Below are 19,186 nucleotides of genomic sequence, written 5' to 3' on the forward strand. Positions count from 1 at the left end.
GTGCGGGGGTGGGGGTTTCCGTGGGGGCTGGTGCGGGAGCGGGGGCTTCCGCGGGGGACGGGCTGAGGGCGGGGGCGGGGGTTTCCGTGGGGGACGGGGCGGGGGCGGGGGTTTCCGCGGGGGACGGTACGGCCTCGGCCGGGTCCGGGCCGTGGCCCGTGGCCTGTGCCCCGGACGCCCCCGGCCCGGCGGTCCGCACGTCGGGCTCCCCCGGCCCGGCGGCCGACCCCAGCCATCGGGCGTTCCGCTCCTCCCGCAGCAACTCCGTGACGTGGCGCAGCCGCCAGCGCAGGGTGAGGCGGGAGTCGGGGGTCGGCTGCCAGGCCCACTCCTCGTCGGCGAGGCCTTCCATCCGGGCGCGGAAGCGGCGCCAGGCGTGGTCGAAGAGGTCGAGGACATCGTCGCGGGAGGACTTCACGTACCCAGCCTGCACCCTCGCCGGGCAGGGCGTCTCAGCTCTTCCCGCGGGGGCCCACGGCGTCGTCGCCGAAGGACGCGGCGAGCGCACGGGCGATGAGGTCGGGCAAGGCCGACCGCCCGTCGTCCTCGGCCCAGCGCGTCAGCGCCGTGTGCATCGCGGCCAGGCACGCGCTGGTCGCGGCCTGGGCGCGGAACGCGGCGTCGGGGTCGGAACCGGGGTCGGAACCGGGGTCGGAACCGGGGTCGGAACCGGGGCCGTCGGCCCCGAGGGCGTCGACGATCGCCTGCTGGAGCGCGTACTGGCTGTCCAGGTGCCGGGCCCGCAGCGCGGGCGTCGCGACCATGAGGCGGAGGCAGTCCAGCAGGAACCGCTCGTTCGCGGTCGGGCCGCCGTCCCCGTCCCCGTCTCCGCCGGTCAGCGCGGTCGCCGCCTCGACGAGCGCGCCGCCGACCCGGCGTACCAGCGGCTGCGACGGCGAGGACGCCGCGACCCGCTCGGCGATGATCCGGGCGGGCTGGTCGATGAGGACGATGTCCTCCTTGGTGGGGAAGTGCCGGTAGACGGTCATCGCCGAGACACCCGCGGCCTCGGCGACGTCGGCCACCGTCACCTCGTCGTAGCCGCGGTCGGTGAACAGCCGCACCGCGTGCGCCTGGATGAGGCCGCGCGTCTCGAACCGCCGTCGTTCCCGCAGAGTTGGGTGCCGCTCGCTCATGTGCTAGACACTACCATCATGTTAGTGACTCACATATGGACGGGGTGGCGACGTGGGTGAACTGATCGGCAGAACAGCTCTGGTGACGGGTGCGTCGCGCGGTATCGGGCAGGCGGTCGCGATCCGGCTCGCAGCCGAAGGGGCCACGGTCGCCGTGCACTTCGGCACGGACGTGAGCGGGGCGGCGGCGACGGTCGAGGCGATCGAGCGCGACGGCGGGAGCGGCGGGAGCGGCGGAAGCGGCGGAAGCGGCGGAAGTGCGTTCGCCGTCCAGGCGGAACTGGGTCTGGACGGCGACGTCGAGAGGCTCTTCGCCGGTGTCGAGGCCGGGCTGGCCGGCCGCCCGCTCGACGTCCTCGTCAACAACGCGGCGGCCGGGCCCGCCGGTCCGATCGGCGCGACGACCCGCGAGCAGTTCGACCACCTCTTCGCAGTGAACGTGCGGGCGCCGTACTTCATCGTCGAACGCGCGCTGCCGCTCATGCGCGAGGGTGGCCGGATCGTCACGATCTCGTCGGTGGCGACCCGGATGGCCAATCCGACGCAGACGTCCTTCGCCATGACGAAGGGCGCGGTCGAGACGATGAGCAGGACCCTCGCCGCCCAACTCGGGCCCCGGGGCATCACGGTGAACGCGGTCGCCCCCGGGGCCACCAGGACGGCGTCCAACGGGGTCGTCTTCGACGCCGTGCCGGGCCTGTCCGAGATGATCGTCGGCATGACGGCACTCGACCGGCTGGGCGGACCGGACGACGTGGCCGACGTCGTCGCCTTCCTCGCCTCCGACGCCTCCCGCTGGGTGACGGGGCAGGTCGTCGACGCGAGCGGCGGCCTGTTCCTCGGCCCGCGCGTCTGACCGGCGGGGGCAGGGCGAGGCCGACCGGCGCCGCGGCCCCGGGAGTCCGTCGTCCGGGCCCGATCCGCGGCACCGTGCCGTCCGCGGCGGGAGCCTACGGGTGGCGCTCGCGGGTGGACAGGCGGGCGTGCGCCTTCGTCAGCGCCGGGACGAGGACGTACGCGGCGACGGGGACGACGATGCCGGTCAGGATCAGCGTGCGCAGCAGCAGCGGCAGGGTCGCGATGCGCGGGCCGAGCAGACCCAGGACGAGGGTGATCACGGGGTAGACGGCGAGCCAGGTGATGAGCGCGCGCCGGTGCGCGGAAGGGGCCGGGGTCGGTGCGGCGACGGGGGTGGCGGCGACGACGGGTGCGGCGGCCGGGGCGTTCGCGGACATGGCGGATCTCTCCTCGCGGGGCCGTGATCGGAGCGCATCTCCAACCGGACGGTTGGAAGTGTGGCACAGCCCCGTCCAGAATTCCAACCGCACGGTTGGAGTTCGGCTAGACTGCCCTCATGGCCTGGGACACAGCACGGACGAAGCAGCTGCTGCTCGACGCCGCCGTCGCGGAGTTCGCGGAGTACGGCCCCGAGGGTGCGCGGGTCGCGCGGATCGCCGAGCGCGCGGGCGTCAACAAGGAGCGGATCTACCCCTACTTCGGGGACAAGCAGAAGCTCTTCGAGGCGGTGCTCGCGGCCGAGCTGGAGAAGATCGCCGCGGCCGTCCCGCTGACCTCCGCCCACGCCGCCGACCTCGGCGACTACGCGGGCCGCGTGTACGACTACCACCGCGCCCACCCGCACTTCGTCCGCCTCCTGGCGTGGGAGGGCCTCCAGGCCACCCCCCACGTCCCCGCGGAACCCGCCCGCGCCGCGCACTACGCACAGAAGGTCGCTTCCGTGGCCTCGGCCCAGCAGTCCGGCGCCCTGGCCCCCGACCTCGGCGCGGGCCAGCTCATGCACGCGGTGATCGCCCTGACGGCGTCCTGGTTCACCCTCCCCCAACTCGCCCGCATGCTCCTCCCCGAGATCACCTCCGCGGGCCCGGCGGCCGAGCGCGACGCCCTCGTCGCCCTTGTCCGCCGCCTGACGACCGGCTGAGGGGGCGCACGACGGGGAGCGGCTCGCCGACGTGCGGCGGGCGGGGAGCGTCGACGGTACCGGCGAAGCCGAGGTGCACGCCGAGGTGGCCGCCCGCCTGGGCCTGGACTCCCCCGGGACGCAGGCCCTCACGGCCGACCTCTCGGCGGAGTAACTGGGCGCCCCCAACACCGCGCTCATCGCGTACGTCCAGGGGCTGCGCGGACGCTGCCGGCTGGGCATCCTCGGCAACAGCTTCGTCGGCGCCCGGGAACGGGAGACGGCCCGCTACCACTTCGACGAGCTGGTCGACCGCACCGTGTACTCGCACGAGACCGTCGTCGGGAAACCGGACCCCCGCGCCTACGCGGCCGCGTGCGCCGCCCTCGAAGTCCGCCCGGGGAGCCGCCTGTTCGTCGACGACGTCCCGGCCGACGTGGCGGGGGCCCGGACCGCGGGCCTGCACGCCCACCTCTTCACGGACAAGGCCGGGACGATCCGGCGGATCGCCGCCCACCTGGACCGGACACGTGGGGGCGGTTCGCCGGACCCGTGAGCCGCGGCGACTACGCGTCGAGCACCGCGGACAGCGCCTGCTCCAGATCCGCGAGGGTGCGGTAGTGCAGGCCCGTCATGCCGAGGGCGGTGGCCGCGGTGACGTTCTCCTCGCGGTCGTCGACGAACAGGCAGCGTGCGGGCGGGACGTCGGCCAGGCGGGCGGCGATCCGGTAGATCTCCGGGTCCGGTTTGGCCACGCCGACGCGGGCGCTGCTCACGACGTGGTGGGGGAGGTCGGCCAGGCCCAGGGTGTCCAGGTCGGCTTCGAGGGTGAGGTCGGCGTTGGTGACGAGGACCAGGGGCATGTGGGGGCGTATCCGGCGCAGCAGGGCGACGACGGCGGGGTCGGCGCGGAAGGGGGAGTGGGCCATCGCGGCGGCCAACTCGCGGGCCTGTGCGGGGGATACGCGGTCGGCCAGGCCCTCGGCGATGGCGACGGCCCACTCCGCCTTGGTGATCCGGCCGAGCAGCAGCGGGCCGTCCACCGCGGGGGCGAAGGCGACCGCGGCGGTCGTGCCCTCGGGGAGGCCCGCGGCGCGTTCCAGGGCGGCGAGCGGGGACGTGTCGAAGAAGCGGATCACGTTGTCGAGGTCGCACAGGACCGCGTCGAAAGGCCGTGCCTGGGTTGCTCCGTTGGGCGTCACGGAGCATGCATAGCACGGTCAACGGGAGGCATCGCGCCGGGTGAGGCGGTACGTGCGCGGGGCGCCGCGGTGAGGGTGCCGGAGCCTGCGGTGCGCATCAGCCGCGCGGGCACCCCGCGCGGCTGATGCGGACGTGTTCGCAAGGCCGCCTCCTCGGGCCGTGCTACGGACACCCCCGGGCCACGCCCCGCCCGCTTGCGGCCCGTGCCGCGAAACCGGGTCCCGGGCCTGGGAGTTCTGGCACAGTGGGCGCATGGGGGAGTACCCGGCCCGGAGCCACGGCGAGCGCCACCTCCACCCGTACGCCCCACCGGCTCCCGACCAAGAGCCCACCGCGGCGGGGCCGGTGGAGCAGCCGCCGATGGGCGGTGTCGATGCGCGGCCCGCGTCGTACGGGTACGGAGCAGCCACCGCGTACGCCGCCCCCGCCCCCTCGGCGTGGCCCGCGCCGGCCGCGTCCGGCGGCGCAACGGACCACGCCACCGCGGGCGGGCCCCACCGCCTGGGCCCCACCGCAGAACCCGACCCCGACGCGCCCGTGCGCGCCGCCTGGGTCGCGGTGTGCTCGGCTTCCGCGTCCACCTCGAACTGGCCTCGGCCTTCGAGACGTACGAGCGCAGCCCGGCGCTCGCCCTCCCGGCGCTGCGCCGGGCCCTGGACTGGGCGGACTCCGTACTCGGCCGCCTCGACCCCCTGACGCAGGCCATGCAGGCCACGGCGAGGCGCCTCGGCCCGTAGCGCCCGCAGGCCGCGCTCCGAAGGACGCGCATCCTGCACCGCCGGGCCGGTGCTTCGAGGGGCGCGGGAAATGCGCGGGCAACCGCCCACCGCGGGGGTGGCCCGGACCGAACCGGACCACCCCCGCGGGCCGGTGACGGCCCGCTCCCCGAGCGAGCCCACCCGGCGGGGCACGCGCACCCTACGAACACGCCCCCGGTGGGGTCAGTTCGGCACCGCCAGCAGCAGCGCGAACCGCTCGCCCGGGTCCGTCCACCACTGCCGTACGGTGAAGCCCCCTTCGTGCAGCTCCCGAGTGAGCGACTCGCGGCGGAACTTGCACGACAGCTCGGTCCGCAACTCCTCGCCCGCGGCCAGCGAAAGGCCCAGGTCCACGCCGGGGATCTTCACGGACTGCGCCGCGCGCGAGCGCAACCGCATCTCGATGCGCTCCTCCTCCGCGTTCCAGAGCGCGACGTGCTCGAAGGCGTCGGGGTCGAAGTCGGCCCCCAACTCCCGGTTCAGCACGTGCAGCACGTTCTTGTTGAACTCCGCGGTGACGCCCTGCGCGTCGTCGTACGCACGCACGAGCACGTCCGGGTCCTTGACCAGGTCCGCCCCGAGCAGCAGCACGTCGTCGCTGGTGAGGCTGAGCGCGAGGGTGCGGTAGAAGGCCTGCCGCTGGGCCGGGTCGAAGTTGCCGATCGTGCTGCCGAGGAAGGCGAGCAGGCGCGGGCCGGGCTCGTCCGAGAGGGGCAGGCCGCTCTCGAAGTCGGCGACGGTCGCGCTGACGGTGAGGCCGGGGTAGTCGCGGCAGATGGCCTCGCCGGCCTCGGCGAGAGCCGCGCCGCTGACGTCCAGCGGGGAGTAACGCGCCAGCGTGCCACCGGCGGTGAGCGCGTCGAGCAGCAGCCGGGTCTTGCGGGAGGAGCCGGAGCCGAGCTCCACGAGGGTGGCCGCGCGGGTGATCGCGGCGATCTCGGGGGCGCGGCGGACGAGGATCTCCTGCTCGGCCCGGGTCGGGTAGTACTCCGGGAGCCGGGTGATCTCCTCGAAGAGGTCGCTGCCGCGCTTGTCGTAGAACCACTTGGGCGGCAGCGTGCGCGGCGCGTCGGTGAGGCCGGCGCGGACGTCGGCGTGCAGCGATTCGGTGAAGTAGTCGGCGGGCAGCCGGTCGTCGAGGGTGAAGCGGCTCTTCTGCACAGGCATGTGGTCTCGCTCCTTGCGGTCGGCGGCGGTCCCCGGGGGACGTAGCGGGATGATCCGTACTCCTGCGGTGGTGGCCAGCAGCAGCGAACGGTCGGGGACTTCCCGCCATTCGCCGAACCCGGCAGGGGCCCCGTACACACGGGGTCCCGCGGGCTCGTCGTCGGGCTCGGAGGCGACCAGCACCGCGCCCGTTGCGGTGCGGTACCAGAGGGTGTCGCCCCACGCGGTGGCCGCGATCGTGCGGCCGTCGGTGGCCAGGAAGTTGAGCCGCGCGCCGGGCCGGGCGGCGGCGACCGCGCGGACGACGGACGCGAGCGCCCCGCCCGGCGGCTGGCCCTGCCGGAGCCGGGCGGCGACCATCGCCCACAGCACCCCCGAGTCGCTGCGGGTCTCCAGGCCGAGGAGTTCGGCCTCGCTCAGCCCCGTCGGCAGCCGCGTCCAGTCGGCGACGGCCCCGTTGTGGCTGAAGAGCCAGTGCCGGTCACGGAAGGGTGCGGCGGCGGTCTCCTCCTGCGTGGTGCCGTCCGTTGCCGAGCGGACCGCCGCAAGGACGGCCCCGCTGCGGATCGCGCCCGCCAGTTCGGCGAAGTTCGCGTCCGCCCACACCGGGAGGGCCCGCCGGTAGCGCGCGGGCTGCACGAAGCCGTCGTCGTCCTCCGTGTCGAGGGGGTACCAACCCACGCCGAAACCGTCGGCGTTGACGGTCCCGTGCCGCTGCCTGCGGGGGTGCCACGACTGCTCGTACAGCCCGCCCGCGGGCCGCCGCAGCAGCCGCTCCAGCGGCAGCGGCGGCCCGACGTACGCCAGGTGACGGCACATCAGGCCTGCCCCGCAGCGGGCCCGGTGGAGTCCTCGTCGCGTGCCGTGCGGAAGCCGGAGAAGATCTGCCGGCGGATCGGGTAGTCCCAGTTGCGGAAGGTACCGCGGGCCACGACCGGCGAGACGCCGAACGCGCCGCCGCGCAGCACCTTGTAGTCCGGGCCGAAGAAGACCTCGGAGTATTCCTTGTAGGGGAAGGCCGCGAAGCCCGGGTAGGGCGCGAAGTCCGAGGACGTCCACTCCCACACGTCGCCCATGAGCTGCCGGGCGCCGCTGGGGGCCGCGCCCTGCGGGTAGCTGCCGGCGGGGGCGGGGCGCAGGTGCCGCTGGCCGAGGTTGGCGTGGTCCGGGCCGGGGTCGGCGTCGCCCCAGGGGTAGCGGCGGGAGCGGCCGGTGGCGGGATCGTGCCGGGCCGCCTTCTCCCACTCCGCCTCGGTCGGCAGCCGCCGGCCGGCCCAGTGGGCGTACGCGTCGGCCTCGTACCAGCACACGTGCACCACCGGCTCGTCGGCCGCGACCGGCTCCGTACGGCCGAAGACCCGGCGCGTCCAGCCCTCGCCGTCGCGTTCCCAGAACAGCGGCGCGACGAGGTTCGCCTCGCGGACGTGCCGCCAGCCCTCGGGCGTCCACCACACGGGGTCGTCGTAGCCGCCCGCGGCGATGAAGTCGGCGTAGGCGCCGTTCGTGACCGGCGCCGTGTCCAGCCAGAAGCCCGGCACCTCGACCTGGTGCGCGGGCAGTTCGTTGTCCAGGGCCCACGGCTCGGTGCTGGTGCCCATGGTGAAGGGACCGCCGGGTATGTGCACCTCGGGCGGGAGCAGGGCGGCGTCGGCGGGCGCGGGCGGCGGCGCGGGCGCGTCCAGCACGGGCGGGCCGCTGCGCAGCTGGTGGGTGGCGAGCATCGTCTCGTCGTGCTGCTGCTCGTGCTGGGCGAGCATGCCGAAGACGAACGCGCCCGCGAGCAGCCGTTCGCCCTGGTCGGGCGAGGTGTCGACGGTCGCGAGGACGTCGGCGGTCTGCTCGCGTACGGCCGCGATGTACGCGCGCGCCGCGTCGGGGCCCAGCAGCGGCAGCGCGGGGCGGTCGGCGCGCGGCGTCCTGAACGCGTCGTAGACGTGGTCCAGGTCGGGGCGCAGCCCGGGGCGCCCGCCGGCCTCGCGGACCAGCCAGAGGTCCTCCTGGTTGCCGATGTGCGCGAGGTCCCAGACCAGGGGCGACATCAGGGGGGAGTGCTGGGCGGCCAGGTCCGCCTCGTCGACGCTGTCGGTCAGCAGCCGGGTGCGGCGGCGTGCCCTCTCCAGGGCGTCGAGAGCCCGTGCGGCCGGGGTCTGTGCGGAGGCCGGGGCGTCAGTGGTGTATGTGCCGGGAGCGGCAGAAGGCGCCTCGGTCGAGGCCGTGCTGGTGGTGCGAGGGTTGGTCACGACATACCTTCCGGAAGGTCAGACGCGGGACAGCGCGTCCAACTGGTCGTGTGCGGGACATCGGCCGCGCTCGGCGTAGCGCTCGGCGAAGTCGGTCACCGCCGTGCGCAGGGCCATGGGCGCGGCGGAGCGCGCGAGGGCGCTCTCAGCGGCCGAGAAGCAGGCGCGGGCGGCCTTGCCGATCTCCGGGTCGGCGGGGCCGATCCGGGCGGCGCGCCGCCAGATCTCGTCGGAGGGCAGCGGCTGTGCGGGGTCCTGGCACAGCGCCTCGGTGGCCGCGAAGGCGGCGTCGGCGGCGACGGGGTCGTCCAGCAGGGTCGCCGCGAGCGCGGTGGCGACGATCCAGTCGCCGCCGTCCTGGGCGTCGGTCATCCGCAGCTCCAGCCAGCCGCGCGGTCTGACCGGCGGGAAGAGGGTGCTGAGGTGGTAGTCGAGGTCGGCGAGCGTCGGCCGGCGCAGCCACGGTGCCCCGCCGCGCAGCCAGCCGCGGAAGGTCAACCCCGGGGGAGCGGTCCAGTCGGCGCCGCCGCCTCCCCCGGCGCGGGCACCCGTGCCGTCTCCGCCCGTGCCGTCGCCGGCCGTGTCGCGTACGCACAGTACGCGCGCGTCCAGCGCGTAGCGGGACCAGGCGGCCCGCGGGTCGGAGTGGTGGGCGGGCTGCCGGGTGCGGCTCGGGTCCATGGCGGCCCAGTTCGCCTGCCGGGTGGAGACCCAGCCGGTGGGGCGCCCGTCGCGGAGCGGGGAATTGGCGAAGGCGGCGACCATGACCGGGCCGATCCGGTGCGCCAGCTCCCAGCGACGCCGGTAGCCGGTGATGCCGTGCGTGTCCTCGCCGCCGTCCAGGTTGACCTGGAGCGACGCCGTACGGCGCATCATGGTCCGGCCGTGCGGGCCGTCGCGGTCGAAGAAGCGCTCCATCGCCGCGTAGCGCGGCTCGTCCAGGATCCTGGGCGGGTCGCGGTAGGGGTCGAGGCCGCGGCCGACGAGGACCAGTCCCGTACGGTCCATCGCCCGGCGGAGGGCCGCGACATCGGCGGCCATCGCCTCGACACAGGCGCTGAGCGAGTCGGCGGGCCGGGAGCTGAGCTCCACCTGCCCGCCCGGTTCGCGGGTGATCCTGCTGCCCCGCGGCAAACCGCCGGGCACTTCGACCGGGGCGAGCGCGTCCCGCATCCGGTCGGGGGATATCAGCTGGTACGGATCGGAGCCGTCATGGACCAGCCACTCCAGCTCCACCCCGGTCCGTGCGGGCGGCCCGGTCTTGAAACAGACGCCCTGGACGTGCGCTTCCGCTTCCTCTTCGAGCAGATCCAGCACTTCGGCTGCCATCGATCCACCTCCTCATAGGCGATTCGTGGGTGATCCCTGCGGGATCGGATCCCGGCGGGGCCGCCGGGATTTTTCCCGTTGGGGTCTACCCAGATGCGAGGACATGTCACATGGTGATGCCGTGATTTTAGGTCGTTGTGTGACGAGCCGGTCTTACGGGACAGTGAACGTTCGCCACAGGGCGAGTAAGGGTGCGCAGGGGTGAGTGCGGGTGATGACGGGCGGGTGACGCCCCGGAGCCCACGCCGCAGCTGCCCGACGGCTCGGCCATATGCGGGTGAACGCCGTAATCGAGATGATATGCCGCGACGCTCGTGGTGGCCTGCGATATATGCCGCCGTCCGGGTGTACGGCGGCCTCGCCCCGCGGGTGTACGGCCGTGCGGGCGCCGTCCGTACGCCAGGGCGGGTGCGGGGTGCACGGCGGGGCAGGGTGCGGGGTGCGCGACGGTGCGGGGGCGCGGGCACAGGGCGAGCGGGCCCCGCTCGCACGGGGGTTCGGGCAGTCGGGTGTACGGGTGTACGGTGCGCCGTCCGGTCCGTACCCGCACGGTGCCCGGATAAGGCCATGCCCCGGCGGTGATCCACAGCCGACCGGCTAGGCTGCCCGTGTAAGGAAGACCAGCCGAGCACCACGTCAGCGCCAGCGGAGCCGCCCGCGAAGCGCCCCTCAGGACCGGGCCGCAAGCCAGATCAGCGACAGGAGCACCCCTCGTGAACGTCGTCGGGCCACCCTTCGGGCTGAGCGTGTGGGACGCCGCTCTCGATGCCGACCTCAGGGCCGGACTCGCCGCGGTCGAGGAGGGACTGCTCGACGCCACCAAGAGCGACGTCCCCTTCATCACGGATGCCGCCCGGCATCTGCTCCAGGCGGGCGGTAAGCGCTTCCGGCCACTCCTGGTCATGCTCGGCGCCCAGTTCGGCGACCCGCACTCGCCCGGTGTCGTGCCCGCCGCGGTCGTCGTCGAGCTGACGCACCTGGCCACGCTCTACCACGACGACGTCATGGACGAGGCCGACGCGCGCCGCGGCGTCCGCAGCGCCAACGCCCGCTGGGGCAACTCGGTGGCCGTCCTGACCGGCGACTTCCTCTTCTCCCGCGCCTCGCACATCCTCGCCGACCTCGGTCCCGAGGCGGTCCGGGTGCAGGCGGAGGCCTTCGAGCGGCTCGTGACCGGCCAGATCCTGGAGACCGTCGGCCCGCGCGACGGCCGCGACCCGCTGGACCACTACATGGAGGTGCTGGCCGGCAAGACCAGCTCCCTCATGGCGGTGTCCGGGCGCTTCGGCGCGATGATGTCCGGCGCCGACGAGTCGGTCGTGCACACGCTGACCCAGTTCGGCGAGCGCATCGGCATCGCCTTCCAGCTCGCCGACGACGTCCTCGACATCGCCAGCGACCACCACGAGTCCGGCAAGACCCCGGGCACGGACCTGCGCGAGGGCGTCCCGACGCTGCCCGTGCTGCACGTCCGCAAGATGTACGCCCAGGCGCTCGCCACCGGCCAGCACATCTCGGCCGAGGACCGCCGCCTCAACGAGCTGCTCGACGGAGACCTGTCCGCCGACGCCCCGCACGCCGAGGCCCTGGCCCTGCTGCGCGCCCACCCCGCCCTCGACCAGGCCCGCGCCGACTCGCGGCGGTACGCCGCCGAGGCGCTCGCCGCGCTGTCGCCGCTGGCGGAGGGCCCGGCGAAGGAAGCGCTGGCGGGGCTGTGCGACGCGGCGGTCGACCGCGCGGGCTGAGCCGCGCGCGGGGGGCGGCTCGGGGAGCGGTGGCTCGGGCCGGGCTTCGGCGTGCGGAGCGGGTCCCGGAGCCCTGACGGGGACTCAGGGTCGGGAGGGCGCCCGGTACTCCTGGGCGCGTACGCCGGAGCGCTCGCGTCATCCCGGTGATGTACGCGGAGTTGGCCCCGGGGGCTGATGTGGCGGGACGGCCGATTTGGTGAGATGGACACACACCACTTCGGGGCGGACCGGGCGACAATGGCCGGGGGAGTGGACGAGTGCGACCTGCAAAACCGCCGCTGACAACGGAGGTAGAGACGTCATGGCACTGATCCAGCCGGCCAGGCCCGAGCAGCCGGAAGAGTACGAGCACGGGGGAGGGCGGCGCGGCCGCAAGGTGCTGCGCTATGCCGTACCGGCCGCGCTCGTGGGGGTGACGGCGGCGACGGTGAGCCTGGTCCCCGCGCTCGCGGACAGCGGTGACCCGTCACTGCCGAAGCTCTCGGCGGAGCAGATCCTCACCAAGATCGCCGCGTCCGACACCCAGACGGTGGACGGGACGGTGAAGTTCACCACCGACCTGGGCCTGCCCTCCGCCCTGTCCGCCGCGACGGGGAGCAGCCTGTTCGGCGGGGCCGTGGCGCCCCCGTCGCTGGGCTCGCCGGACGCCTCGCGCGCCGAGCCGCAGCGGCAGTTCGTGCAGCTGCTGGTCGGCAGCCACACGCTGCACGTCTCGGCCGACGGCCCGGACCGCCAGAAGATCTCGATCATCCAGCCTGCCGCCGAATACAGCGTGATCCACAACGGCACCCAGGTGTGGGCGTACGACAGCTCGTCCAACGAGGCCTACCACGCGGCGCTGCCCGCTCACGAGGCGCCCACGGCGAAGGACCGGCAGCTTCCGCAGGATTTCCCGGCCACCCCGCAGGATGCCGCGCGGCAGATCCTCAAGGCCGCCGACGGCAATGCCTCGGTCACGACGGACGGCACGGCTCGCGTCGCCGGCCACAGCGCGTACGTGCTGGTCGTCCGCCCGCAGCACACATCCGACACGACGATCGGAGCCGCCCGCATCGCGGTCGACGCGAAGACGGGCGTGCCGCTCAAGTTCTCGCTGGACGCGGCTTCGGGCGGCAAGCCGATAGTCGAGGTCGGCTACACGCGGGTGAGTTTTGCCAAGCCCGCGGCCGCCACCTTCGACTTCACGCCGGGCAAGGGCGTCAAGGTCACGGAGGGCGGCGCCGGCAACGGCAAGGAGCAGACCCCCGAGCTTGCCCCGGGCTCCGGTGCGCCGACGTTCGTGGGCTCGGGTTGGGACACGGTGGCGGTCTTCCGGACGAAGGCCGCGCTGTCGCCGGGGGCCGAGCGCAACGACTCCGCCAAGGCGTGGAAGGACGCGAAGGGCAAGGACGGCAAGCCCGGCGGCCGTGACCGCGGGCCGGCCGACGTCGGGTCGGTCCTGAGCGGCTTCGGCAAGCACGTGACCGGTGGCTTCGGCTCCGGCACGCTCTTCCACACGCGCCTGGTCAACGTCCTGGTCACCCAGGACGGCACGATCTACGCGGGAGCGGTCACCCAGTCCGCGCTGGAGGCTGCGGCGAGCGCGTCCGCCGGCTGAGCGAGCCCCTGCGGGGCGGGCCGAGGGGATTGCCGGGTGCGTGGGCGGGGCTGCCGGCCCGGCCCGTTCGCCGGGCGCGCCGGGACGGGGGCGGCCGGGCGGGCCCGCCGGATCGGGCGGGCCTTCCCGGTGGGGCCTTCCGCCGGGCGCGGCGGGTGAGGCCCGGCGCGGTTGCCGGGTGTGCCCGCCCGCCCCTGCGCCCCGGCCCGTGCGCCGCGTCGTGCCCACCGGGGGCGCCGATCATCGAGAACGAAGCGAGGAGTGCGATGGGAGAGCCGTCCACCGCGAAGGTGCCGCCGCCGCAGGGTGAACCCGCGGTGGGCGGGCCCGGCGGCGATACGAGCACGGCCGTACCGGCGGGCCGCCGGGCCGGCCGTCCCGCGGGCACGGCCGACCCGGGGCCGCACCCGGCGGGGACGGCGGGCACGGGCACCGAGGTCGTGATCGAGACCCGCGGGCTGGCCAAGCAGTACCGGGGCACGCTCGCGGTGGACGGTCTGGACCTCCGGGTGCCGCGCGGCAGCGTCTTCGGTTTCCTCGGGCCCAACGGCTCGGGGAAGACGACGACGATCCGGATGCTCATGGGCCTCATCGAGCCGACCGCGGGCAGCGCGCGCGTGCTGGGGCGGCCGATGCCGCAGTCCACCCGCAGCGTGCTGCCGAAAGTCGGCGCCCTCATCGAGGGCCCCGCGCTCTACGGCTTCCTGTCCGGCCAGGACAACCTGCTGCGGCTCGACGCGGCGGACCCGACCGCGGACCCGCGCACCCGCAAGGCCCGGGTTGCCTCCGCGCTGGACCGGGTGGGCCTGACCGCGGCGGCGGGCAAGAAGGCGAAGGCCTACTCGCTGGGCATGAAGCAGCGGCTCGGCCTCGCGTCCGCCCTGCTCCAGCCGCGCGAGCTGCTGGTGCTGGACGAGCCGACCAACGGCCTCGACCCGCAGGGCATGCGGGAGATCCGCGGCCTGGTGCGGGAGTTGGCCGACGACGGCACGACCGTCTTCCTGTCCTCGCACCTGCTGGACGAGATCGAACAGGTCTGCACGCACGCCGCGGTCATGGCCCGCGGCCGGCTCATCACCCAGGGCCCGGTGGCCGAGCTGTCCGCCGGGACCCGCGGCCGCCTCGCGGTCACCACGCCGGACCAGGCGGAGACGGTACGCGTCCTGACCGAACACGGCGTGACCGACATCGCGGCCGATCCGCACACCGCCGAGGTGACGGGCGAGCTGCCCGTGGACCCGCCCGACCTGGCCGAACTGAACGCCGCGCTGGTGGCGGCGGGTATCCGGGTCCGCGGCTTCGGCCTGCGCCGCCCCTCGCTGGAGGACGCGTTCGTGGCACTGACGGGGGAGGGTTTCAATGTCGCAGGCTGAGACATCGACAGAGCCGGCGGAGGCGGAGGGCGCAGTCCCGGGCGCGGACCCGGCGGTCCCGGCCCCGGTGGGGCGCGCGGCCGGTGCGGGTCCGGCCCCCGGGGCGTCGGGCGGCGCGACCACGGATGAGCCCGGGAGCGCCCCCGGGGCGGAGCCGAGTCCCGCCGCCCCCGCCCCGCGGGAAGCGGCCGACCCCGGCGGGGGTCCCGCCGGTGCCCCCGCCGCCGCCCGGGCGCCGCGCGGGGTCTGGTCGCTGGGCCTCTTCCGTTCCGAGCTGGTGACCGTCTTCCGCCGGGCGCGGACGATGGCGCTGCTCGGCGTGCTGGCCGGGGTCCCCCTCCTGGTGGGTATCGCCATCCGGATCGAGACCCGCGACGGCGGCTCCGTCGCGGGCAACGACGGCGGCGGACCCGCCTTCCTGGAGCAGGTCAGCAACAACGGCCTGTTCCTCGCCTTCGCCTCCCTCGCCGCGACGCTCCCCTTCTTCCTCCCGATGGCCATCGGCGTGGTGGGCGGCGACGCCGTCGCGGGTGAGGCCGCCACCGGCACCCTGCGCTATCTGCTGGTCGCCCCGGCCGGCCGCACCCGCCTGCTGCTGGCCAAATACGCCTCGGTGCTGGTCTTCTGCGTGGCCGCGACGGTCACGGTCGTCCTGTCCGCCGTGATCGTCGGCTTCAGCCTCTTCCCGGTCGGCGACGTGACACTGCTGTCCGGCGACACGGTCTCCCTGACCGACGGCATCCTGCGCGGCCTGCTGATCGCCCTGCTGGTGGCGGCCTCCCTGATCGGCCTGGCCGCACTGGGCGTGTTCATCTCCACCCTCACCGACAGCGGCATCGGCGCGATGGCCGCGACGGTCGGCCTGCTCATCACCGTCCAGATCGTCAACAGCATCCCCCAGCTGCACGCCCTCCAGCCCTACCTCTTCCCCCACTACTGGCTGAGCTTCGCCGACGTGATGCGCGCCCCCGTCATATGGAGCGGCATCCTGAAGAACCTCGCCCTCCAGGCCGTCTACGCGGCGGTCTTCGGCTCGGCCGCGTGGGCGCGCTTCACCACCCGCGACATCACGGCGTAGGGCGCCCGCAAGGGCGCCTGACCGCCGGGAACGGGTCCTCGTCCCTCTCGATCAGAAGATCGATCCGCCCTACCCTGATCCCCGTCACGTTCCGTGCGTCGAGGGGAAGTTCGTTGAAGAGAATATCCACGTTGTTGGCGGCCGCTGCCCTGGCAGGAGGACTGCTGGCCGCGCCCGGCGCCGTCGCACAGGCCGCGCAGAGCGCGCCGTCGGTGGCCGCCGCCGCGGTGACCTACACCTTCGACCGGGACATCTACCTGGCCGACGTCTCGAGCGGAACGGCCTACCTCCCCTACGACGGTCCGGCCACCATTGCGCTCGACGGCGGTTGGTACGACTGGACGTACACCATCGGTGGACTCAGCCAGTACCGCAGCATCTACCTCGCCGCGGGGAGCTACTCCATCCGCTGCTATCTGGAGGGCACCGGCTACGACCTTGGCAACTCCGCGGGCAACTACCAGGGCCGCTGCCAGCTCAAGAGCCTCTCGACCAATGACGTCGTCGCCCTTCCCTACGCGGGCCCGGACAAGTGGCACCTCGTCGCCGGAACGCGCTACTGGTCGACGCGGCTGGCGCCCGCCTCCTGAGCCGGTCCGCCCCACCGTCACACACCGCTCCCCCCAGCCCCGCCGGGCGGCGGCGCTTCGGCGCTCTCCGCCCGGCCGGACTCCCCGTCGGCCGCGGCCGGAGCGCCCCGAAGTCGTCCAAGGGGCAACAAACTCACCCCTTCCGCGGATCGAGCTGTTTACATGTACCTGATCTGCTGTTAGCTTCACGCAATGGGAGCGCTCCCATGGTGCTCCCATGTCACAGTTTCCCCCCACTCCGCCCCTGAGGACCCGGCTGCGGTGGACCACGGCCTCGGGGACGTCGCCGGAAAGGTCACCACTGTGAAAAAGAAGAGGCAGCTCTCTTTACTCGCCGTCCTGGCGACGCTGCTCTCGGCCCTCGGCATCGTCTTCCTGACGCAGGGCCAGGCCCAGGCGCACGGCGTCGCGATGATGCCCGGCTCCAGAACGTATCTGTGCTATCAGGACGCGAAGACCGCCTCGGGCGCGCTCCAGCCGACCAACCCGGCCTGTGCCGCGGCGGTCGCGCAGAGCGGCACGACGCCGCTCTACAACTGGTTCGCCGTCCTGGACTCGAACGCGGGCGGCAAGAACGTGGGCTACGTGCCCGACGGCACGATCTGCAGCGCGGGCAACAAGTCGCCGTACGACTTCTCCGCCTACAGCGCCGCCCGTGACGACTGGCCCAAGACGCACCTGACGTCGGGTTCGACGATCCAGCTCCAGTACAGCAACTGGGCGCAGCACCCGGGCACCTTCCACGTCTACCTCACCAAGCCGGGCTGGTCCCCGACCACCCCGCTGGCGTGGGCGGACATGACCGAGATCAGCAGCACCACCAACCCGCCCGTCGTCGGCTCGCCCGGCACGGACGGCGGCCACTACTACTGGGACCAGGCGCTGCCCGCGGGCCGCTCCGGCAACGCCATCCTGTTCATCCAGTGGGTCCGCTCGGACAGCAACGAGAACTTCTTCTCCTGCTCCGACATCGTCTTCGACGGTGGCAACGGTGAGGTGACGGGCATCCACAACGGGAGTGGCACGACCGGTGGCACCACCGGCGGCACCACGACCCCGCCCACCACCCCGCCGACGACTCCCCCCACGACCCCGCCGACCACCCCGCCCACCTCCACGCCTCCGACCTCCATGCCGCCGGTCGACGGCAACTGCATGGCGCTCTACTCGGTGACGAGCTCCTGGAGCGGCGGTTTCCAGGGCCAGGTCGAAGTCATGAACCACGGCACATCCCCGTCCGGCCACTGGACCGTGAACTGGACACTCGGCAACGGCACCACAATCACCCAGTTGTGGAACGGCGCCCTGACCACCAGCGGCACCAAGGTGACCGTGAAGGACGCCGGCTACAACGGCACGATCCCGGCGGACGGCAACACGACATTCGGCTTCACAGCGAATTCGTCGCAGAACATCAACACCCCGAACGGCTCCATCACCTGCTCCTTCTCCTGATCGACGCACCTGCGGCGGCCCCCGGGACCCACGTCCCGGGGGCCGCCCCCTTTGCACGCACCGGACGAAGGCGGCAGATCTTCACATACGGAATGCGGCGCGCACTCAACGTCGACCCGGCTTCCCGCATCACCCATACGTGCCCCCTTCACGAAGTACAGTTCCCCGCCCGCCGGTATGGCTGGTCCCCGTCCTGTGGACGTCGGCCCTCGGCCTGTGGGGGCTCTCCCGGCAGCACAGCATGTGGCGGGACGAGGCCGCGACCTGGCAGGCGGCCCAGCGCTCGCCCGAGGAACTGTGCGGCATGCTGCGCTCCGTCGACGTCGTGCACGGCCTCTACTACCTGCTGATGCACGAGCTGTTCGCCTGCTTCGGGGCGAGCACGACGACGCTGCGGCTGCCGTCGGTGCTGGCCATGGCGGTGGCCGCGGGCTGCGTGGCACTGCTCGGGCAGCGGCTGGCGAGCGCGCGGGCCGGCCTGGCTGCCGGCACGGTGTTCGGGCTGCTCCCGGCCGTGCAGTTCTACCTCCAGGAGGGCCGCCCGTACGCGATGGTCACCGCCGGGGCGGCGCTCGCGACACTGCTGCTGGTGACGCTCCTCCAGGGCCGCGGTGGCGCGGCGCGCTGGGCCGCGTACGGCGGGACGGTCGCGCTCTGCGGCCTGCTGAACTGGCTCTCCCTGCTGATGCTGCCCGCCCACGCGGCGACCCTGCTGTGGACGCGGGCGGGGCGCGGCAGCGCGACGCCCTGGGCGGCGGCGTCCGCGGCGGCCACCGCCGCCGTGCTGCCGCTGATCCTCTACAGCCGTACCCAGCAGCACCAGGTGGCGTGGATAGCGCCGCTGACCTGGTCGAAGCTGATCTCCCCGGCAGTGCTGCTGGCGATCGGCGCCCTCGCCGCCGCCGTGGTCCGCCCGAGCGCCGGGCGGCTGTCGGCGACGACGGCCGGACTGCCGCTGCTGGCGGCCCCCCAACTCGCCCTCCTGGCGATCTCCTTGTCCCACCCCCTCCACCTCGACCGGTACGTCGTCTTCAGTCTGTCGGGCCTGGCCCTGCTGATCGGAGCGGCCCTGGACGCGGCAGCCCGCGCGACCGCGCACCGGTGGCCGGTCCCGGTGGCCGTCACCGCCCTGACGCTGGCCCTCCTCCCGCAGTGCCTGGCCGAGCGCTCCCCGTCCAGCCGCGTGGACGATGTCCTGGCGGTCGCGGCCCACGTCCAGCGCCTGAAGTCGCCCGACGCGGCGGTCCTCTTCATCCCGTCCTGGCGCCGTGACACCGCCTACGGCTCCCCGGACGCCTTCGCGGGCCTGCACGACATCGCCCTGTCCGAGGGCCCGCTGGAGTCCGCGACCCTGGAGGGCGTGGAGGCGCCCCCCGCCCGGATCCGCACCGCGATGCTCGCCCAGCACCGCATCCTCCTGGTCACGGACGCGGAATTCACCGCGGAGGCGAACGCGACAGCCCGCGACCGCACGAAGATGTCCGTGCTCCACTCGCACTTCACGAAGGTGGCCGACATCCGGACCCGCGGTCGCCCGTCCTGGTCTTCGAGCGCAATGTGAAAAGGCCCCCGGATCCAGCCCACCAGGCGGCTT

At 73.9% G+C, this 19,186-nt stretch carries 16 protein-coding genes and 3 pseudogenes; 11 read left to right on the forward strand and 8 right to left on the reverse strand.

The genetic code is table 11. From position 1 onward, the window contains the following. Window positions 1-418 (reverse strand): annotated as a pseudogene (locus tag IH54_RS42100) (DinB family protein); the annotation flags it as partial. A 34-nt stretch (window positions 419-452) separates the two neighbouring features. Then, entirely contained in the window at window positions 453-1,136 is a 684-nt protein-coding gene (locus tag IH54_RS0133005) for a TetR/AcrR family transcriptional regulator (RefSeq protein ID WP_031524066.1), read from the reverse strand. 52 nt (window positions 1,137-1,188) lie between these two features. On the opposite strand from IH54_RS0133005, the gene IH54_RS0133010 reads away from it, so the two are divergent. Next, on the forward strand, window positions 1,189-1,992 hold the full coding sequence (locus tag IH54_RS0133010; RefSeq protein WP_031524068.1) for an SDR family oxidoreductase: 804 nt from the start codon (window positions 1,189-1,191) through the stop codon (window positions 1,990-1,992). Window positions 1,993-2,086: 94 nt separating this feature from the next. On the opposite strand, the gene IH54_RS0133015 is transcribed toward IH54_RS0133010, so the two are convergent. Continuing rightward, a complete protein-coding gene (locus tag IH54_RS0133015; protein ID WP_031524071.1) occupies window positions 2,087-2,371 on the reverse strand; it encodes a hypothetical protein in 285 nt (94 codons plus the stop codon). Between the two features lie 119 nt (window positions 2,372-2,490). Here IH54_RS0133015 and IH54_RS0133020 point away from each other — a divergent pair, with 119 nt between their 5' ends. Further along, window positions 2,491-3,075 carry a TetR family transcriptional regulator gene (locus IH54_RS0133020; protein WP_031524073.1) on the forward strand — a complete coding sequence of 195 codons (585 nt, stop codon included), beginning with the start codon at window positions 2,491-2,493 and terminating at the stop codon, window positions 3,073-3,075. Between the two features lie 16 nt (window positions 3,076-3,091). Beyond that, window positions 3,092-3,610, forward strand: a pseudogene (locus tag IH54_RS43815) (HAD-IA family hydrolase); the annotation flags it as partial. A 10-nt stretch (window positions 3,611-3,620) separates the two neighbouring features. Here IH54_RS43815 and IH54_RS0133030 read toward each other — a convergent pair. Then, window positions 3,621-4,256 carry an HAD family hydrolase gene (locus IH54_RS0133030; RefSeq protein ID WP_031524075.1) on the reverse strand — a complete coding sequence of 212 codons (636 nt, stop codon included), beginning with the start codon at window positions 4,254-4,256 and terminating at the stop codon, window positions 3,621-3,623. A 561-nt stretch (window positions 4,257-4,817) separates the two neighbouring features. Between IH54_RS0133030 and IH54_RS45880 the strand changes: the two genes are divergently transcribed. After that, complete coding sequence (locus IH54_RS45880; RefSeq protein ID WP_159012224.1) at window positions 4,818-4,994, forward strand: hypothetical protein; 177 nt, start codon at window positions 4,818-4,820, stop codon at window positions 4,992-4,994. Between the two features lie 204 nt (window positions 4,995-5,198). On the opposite strand, the gene egtD is transcribed toward IH54_RS45880, so the two are convergent. The 4 genes and pseudogenes from egtD to egtA all read right to left on the reverse strand — a co-directional run bounded on the left by egtD (window position 5,199) and on the right by egtA (window position 9,751). After that, window positions 5,199-6,182, reverse strand: coding sequence for an L-histidine N(alpha)-methyltransferase (gene egtD, locus IH54_RS47280; protein WP_234344142.1), 984 nt, complete (start codon window positions 6,180-6,182; stop codon window positions 5,199-5,201). Window positions 6,183-6,284: 102 nt separating this feature from the next. Further along, window positions 6,285-7,001, reverse strand: a pseudogene (egtC, locus tag IH54_RS47285) (ergothioneine biosynthesis protein EgtC); the annotation flags it as partial. Then, window positions 7,001-8,422 carry an ergothioneine biosynthesis protein EgtB gene (gene egtB / locus IH54_RS0133045; protein WP_031524080.1) on the reverse strand — a complete coding sequence of 474 codons (1,422 nt, stop codon included), beginning with the start codon at window positions 8,420-8,422 and terminating at the stop codon, window positions 7,001-7,003. The pseudogene egtC and the gene egtB, both read right to left, overlap by 1 nt. A gap of 18 nt (window positions 8,423-8,440) precedes the next feature. Beyond that, window positions 8,441-9,751 carry an ergothioneine biosynthesis glutamate--cysteine ligase EgtA gene (gene egtA, locus IH54_RS0133050; RefSeq protein ID WP_031524082.1) on the reverse strand — a complete coding sequence of 437 codons (1,311 nt, stop codon included), beginning with the start codon at window positions 9,749-9,751 and terminating at the stop codon, window positions 8,441-8,443. Window positions 9,752-10,464: 713 nt separating this feature from the next. On the opposite strand from egtA, the gene IH54_RS0133055 reads away from it, so the two are divergent. From IH54_RS0133055 to IH54_RS0133085, 7 genes are all read left to right on the forward strand, one after another. Then, entirely contained in the window at window positions 10,465-11,496 is a 1,032-nt protein-coding gene (locus tag IH54_RS0133055; RefSeq protein ID WP_031524084.1) for a polyprenyl synthetase family protein, read from the forward strand. Window positions 11,497-11,800: 304 nt separating this feature from the next. Further along, complete coding sequence (locus IH54_RS0133060) at window positions 11,801-13,096, forward strand: LolA family protein (RefSeq protein WP_031524086.1); 1,296 nt, start codon at window positions 11,801-11,803, stop codon at window positions 13,094-13,096. Window positions 13,097-13,362: 266 nt separating this feature from the next. Further along, window positions 13,363-14,469: an ABC transporter ATP-binding protein gene (locus IH54_RS0133065; protein ID WP_078862718.1), complete on the forward strand. Its 1,107-nt coding sequence runs from the start codon at window positions 13,363-13,365 to the stop codon at window positions 14,467-14,469. Further along, entirely contained in the window at window positions 14,456-15,547 is a 1,092-nt protein-coding gene (locus IH54_RS0133070) for an ABC transporter permease (RefSeq protein ID WP_078862719.1), read from the forward strand. The genes IH54_RS0133065 and IH54_RS0133070 overlap by 14 nt, the downstream gene beginning before the upstream one ends. A gap of 113 nt (window positions 15,548-15,660) precedes the next feature. Continuing rightward, window positions 15,661-16,137, forward strand: a complete 477-nt coding sequence (locus IH54_RS0133075) for a hypothetical protein (RefSeq protein ID WP_159012226.1) — start codon at window positions 15,661-15,663, stop codon at window positions 16,135-16,137. A 303-nt stretch (window positions 16,138-16,440) separates the two neighbouring features. Beyond that, on the forward strand, window positions 16,441-17,592 hold the full coding sequence (locus IH54_RS0133080) for a lytic polysaccharide monooxygenase (RefSeq protein ID WP_031524092.1): 1,152 nt from the start codon (window positions 16,441-16,443) through the stop codon (window positions 17,590-17,592). Window positions 17,593-17,731: 139 nt separating this feature from the next. Next, window positions 17,732-19,153 (forward strand): glycosyltransferase family 39 protein, encoded by a 1,422-nt coding sequence (locus IH54_RS0133085; protein WP_031524093.1) that lies wholly within the window; start codon window positions 17,732-17,734, stop codon window positions 19,151-19,153. Window positions 19,154-19,186 lie beyond the last annotated feature (33 nt).

The sequence above is a fragment of the Streptomyces sp. NRRL F-5123 genome, from assembly GCF_000721495.1.
Lineage (GTDB): Bacteria > Actinomycetota > Actinomycetes > Streptomycetales > Streptomycetaceae > Actinacidiphila.

What these genes read in the sequence shown, in the direction of transcription:
- IH54_RS0133005 (WP_031524066.1), bottom strand. Translation starts at nt 1,136, where the DNA reads ATGAGCGAGCGGCACCCAACTCTGCGGGAACGACGGCGGTTCGAGACG.
- IH54_RS0133015 (WP_031524071.1), bottom strand. Translation starts at nt 2,371, where the DNA reads ATGTCCGCGAACGCCCCGGCCGCCGCACCCGTCGTCGCCGCCACCCCC.
- IH54_RS0133020 (WP_031524073.1), top strand. Translation starts at nt 2,491, where the DNA reads ATGGCCTGGGACACAGCACGGACGAAGCAGCTGCTGCTCGACGCCGCC.
- egtD (WP_234344142.1), bottom strand. Translation starts at nt 6,182, where the DNA reads ATGCCTGTGCAGAAGAGCCGCTTCACCCTCGACGACCGGCTGCCCGCC.
- egtA (WP_031524082.1), bottom strand. Translation starts at nt 9,751, where the DNA reads ATGGCAGCCGAAGTGCTGGATCTGCTCGAAGAGGAAGCGGAAGCGCAC.
- IH54_RS0133060 (WP_031524086.1), top strand. Translation starts at nt 11,801, where the DNA reads ATGGCACTGATCCAGCCGGCCAGGCCCGAGCAGCCGGAAGAGTACGAG.
- IH54_RS0133065 (WP_078862718.1), top strand. Translation starts at nt 13,363, where the DNA reads ATGGGAGAGCCGTCCACCGCGAAGGTGCCGCCGCCGCAGGGTGAACCC.
- IH54_RS0133070 (WP_078862719.1), top strand. Translation starts at nt 14,456, where the DNA reads ATGTCGCAGGCTGAGACATCGACAGAGCCGGCGGAGGCGGAGGGCGCA.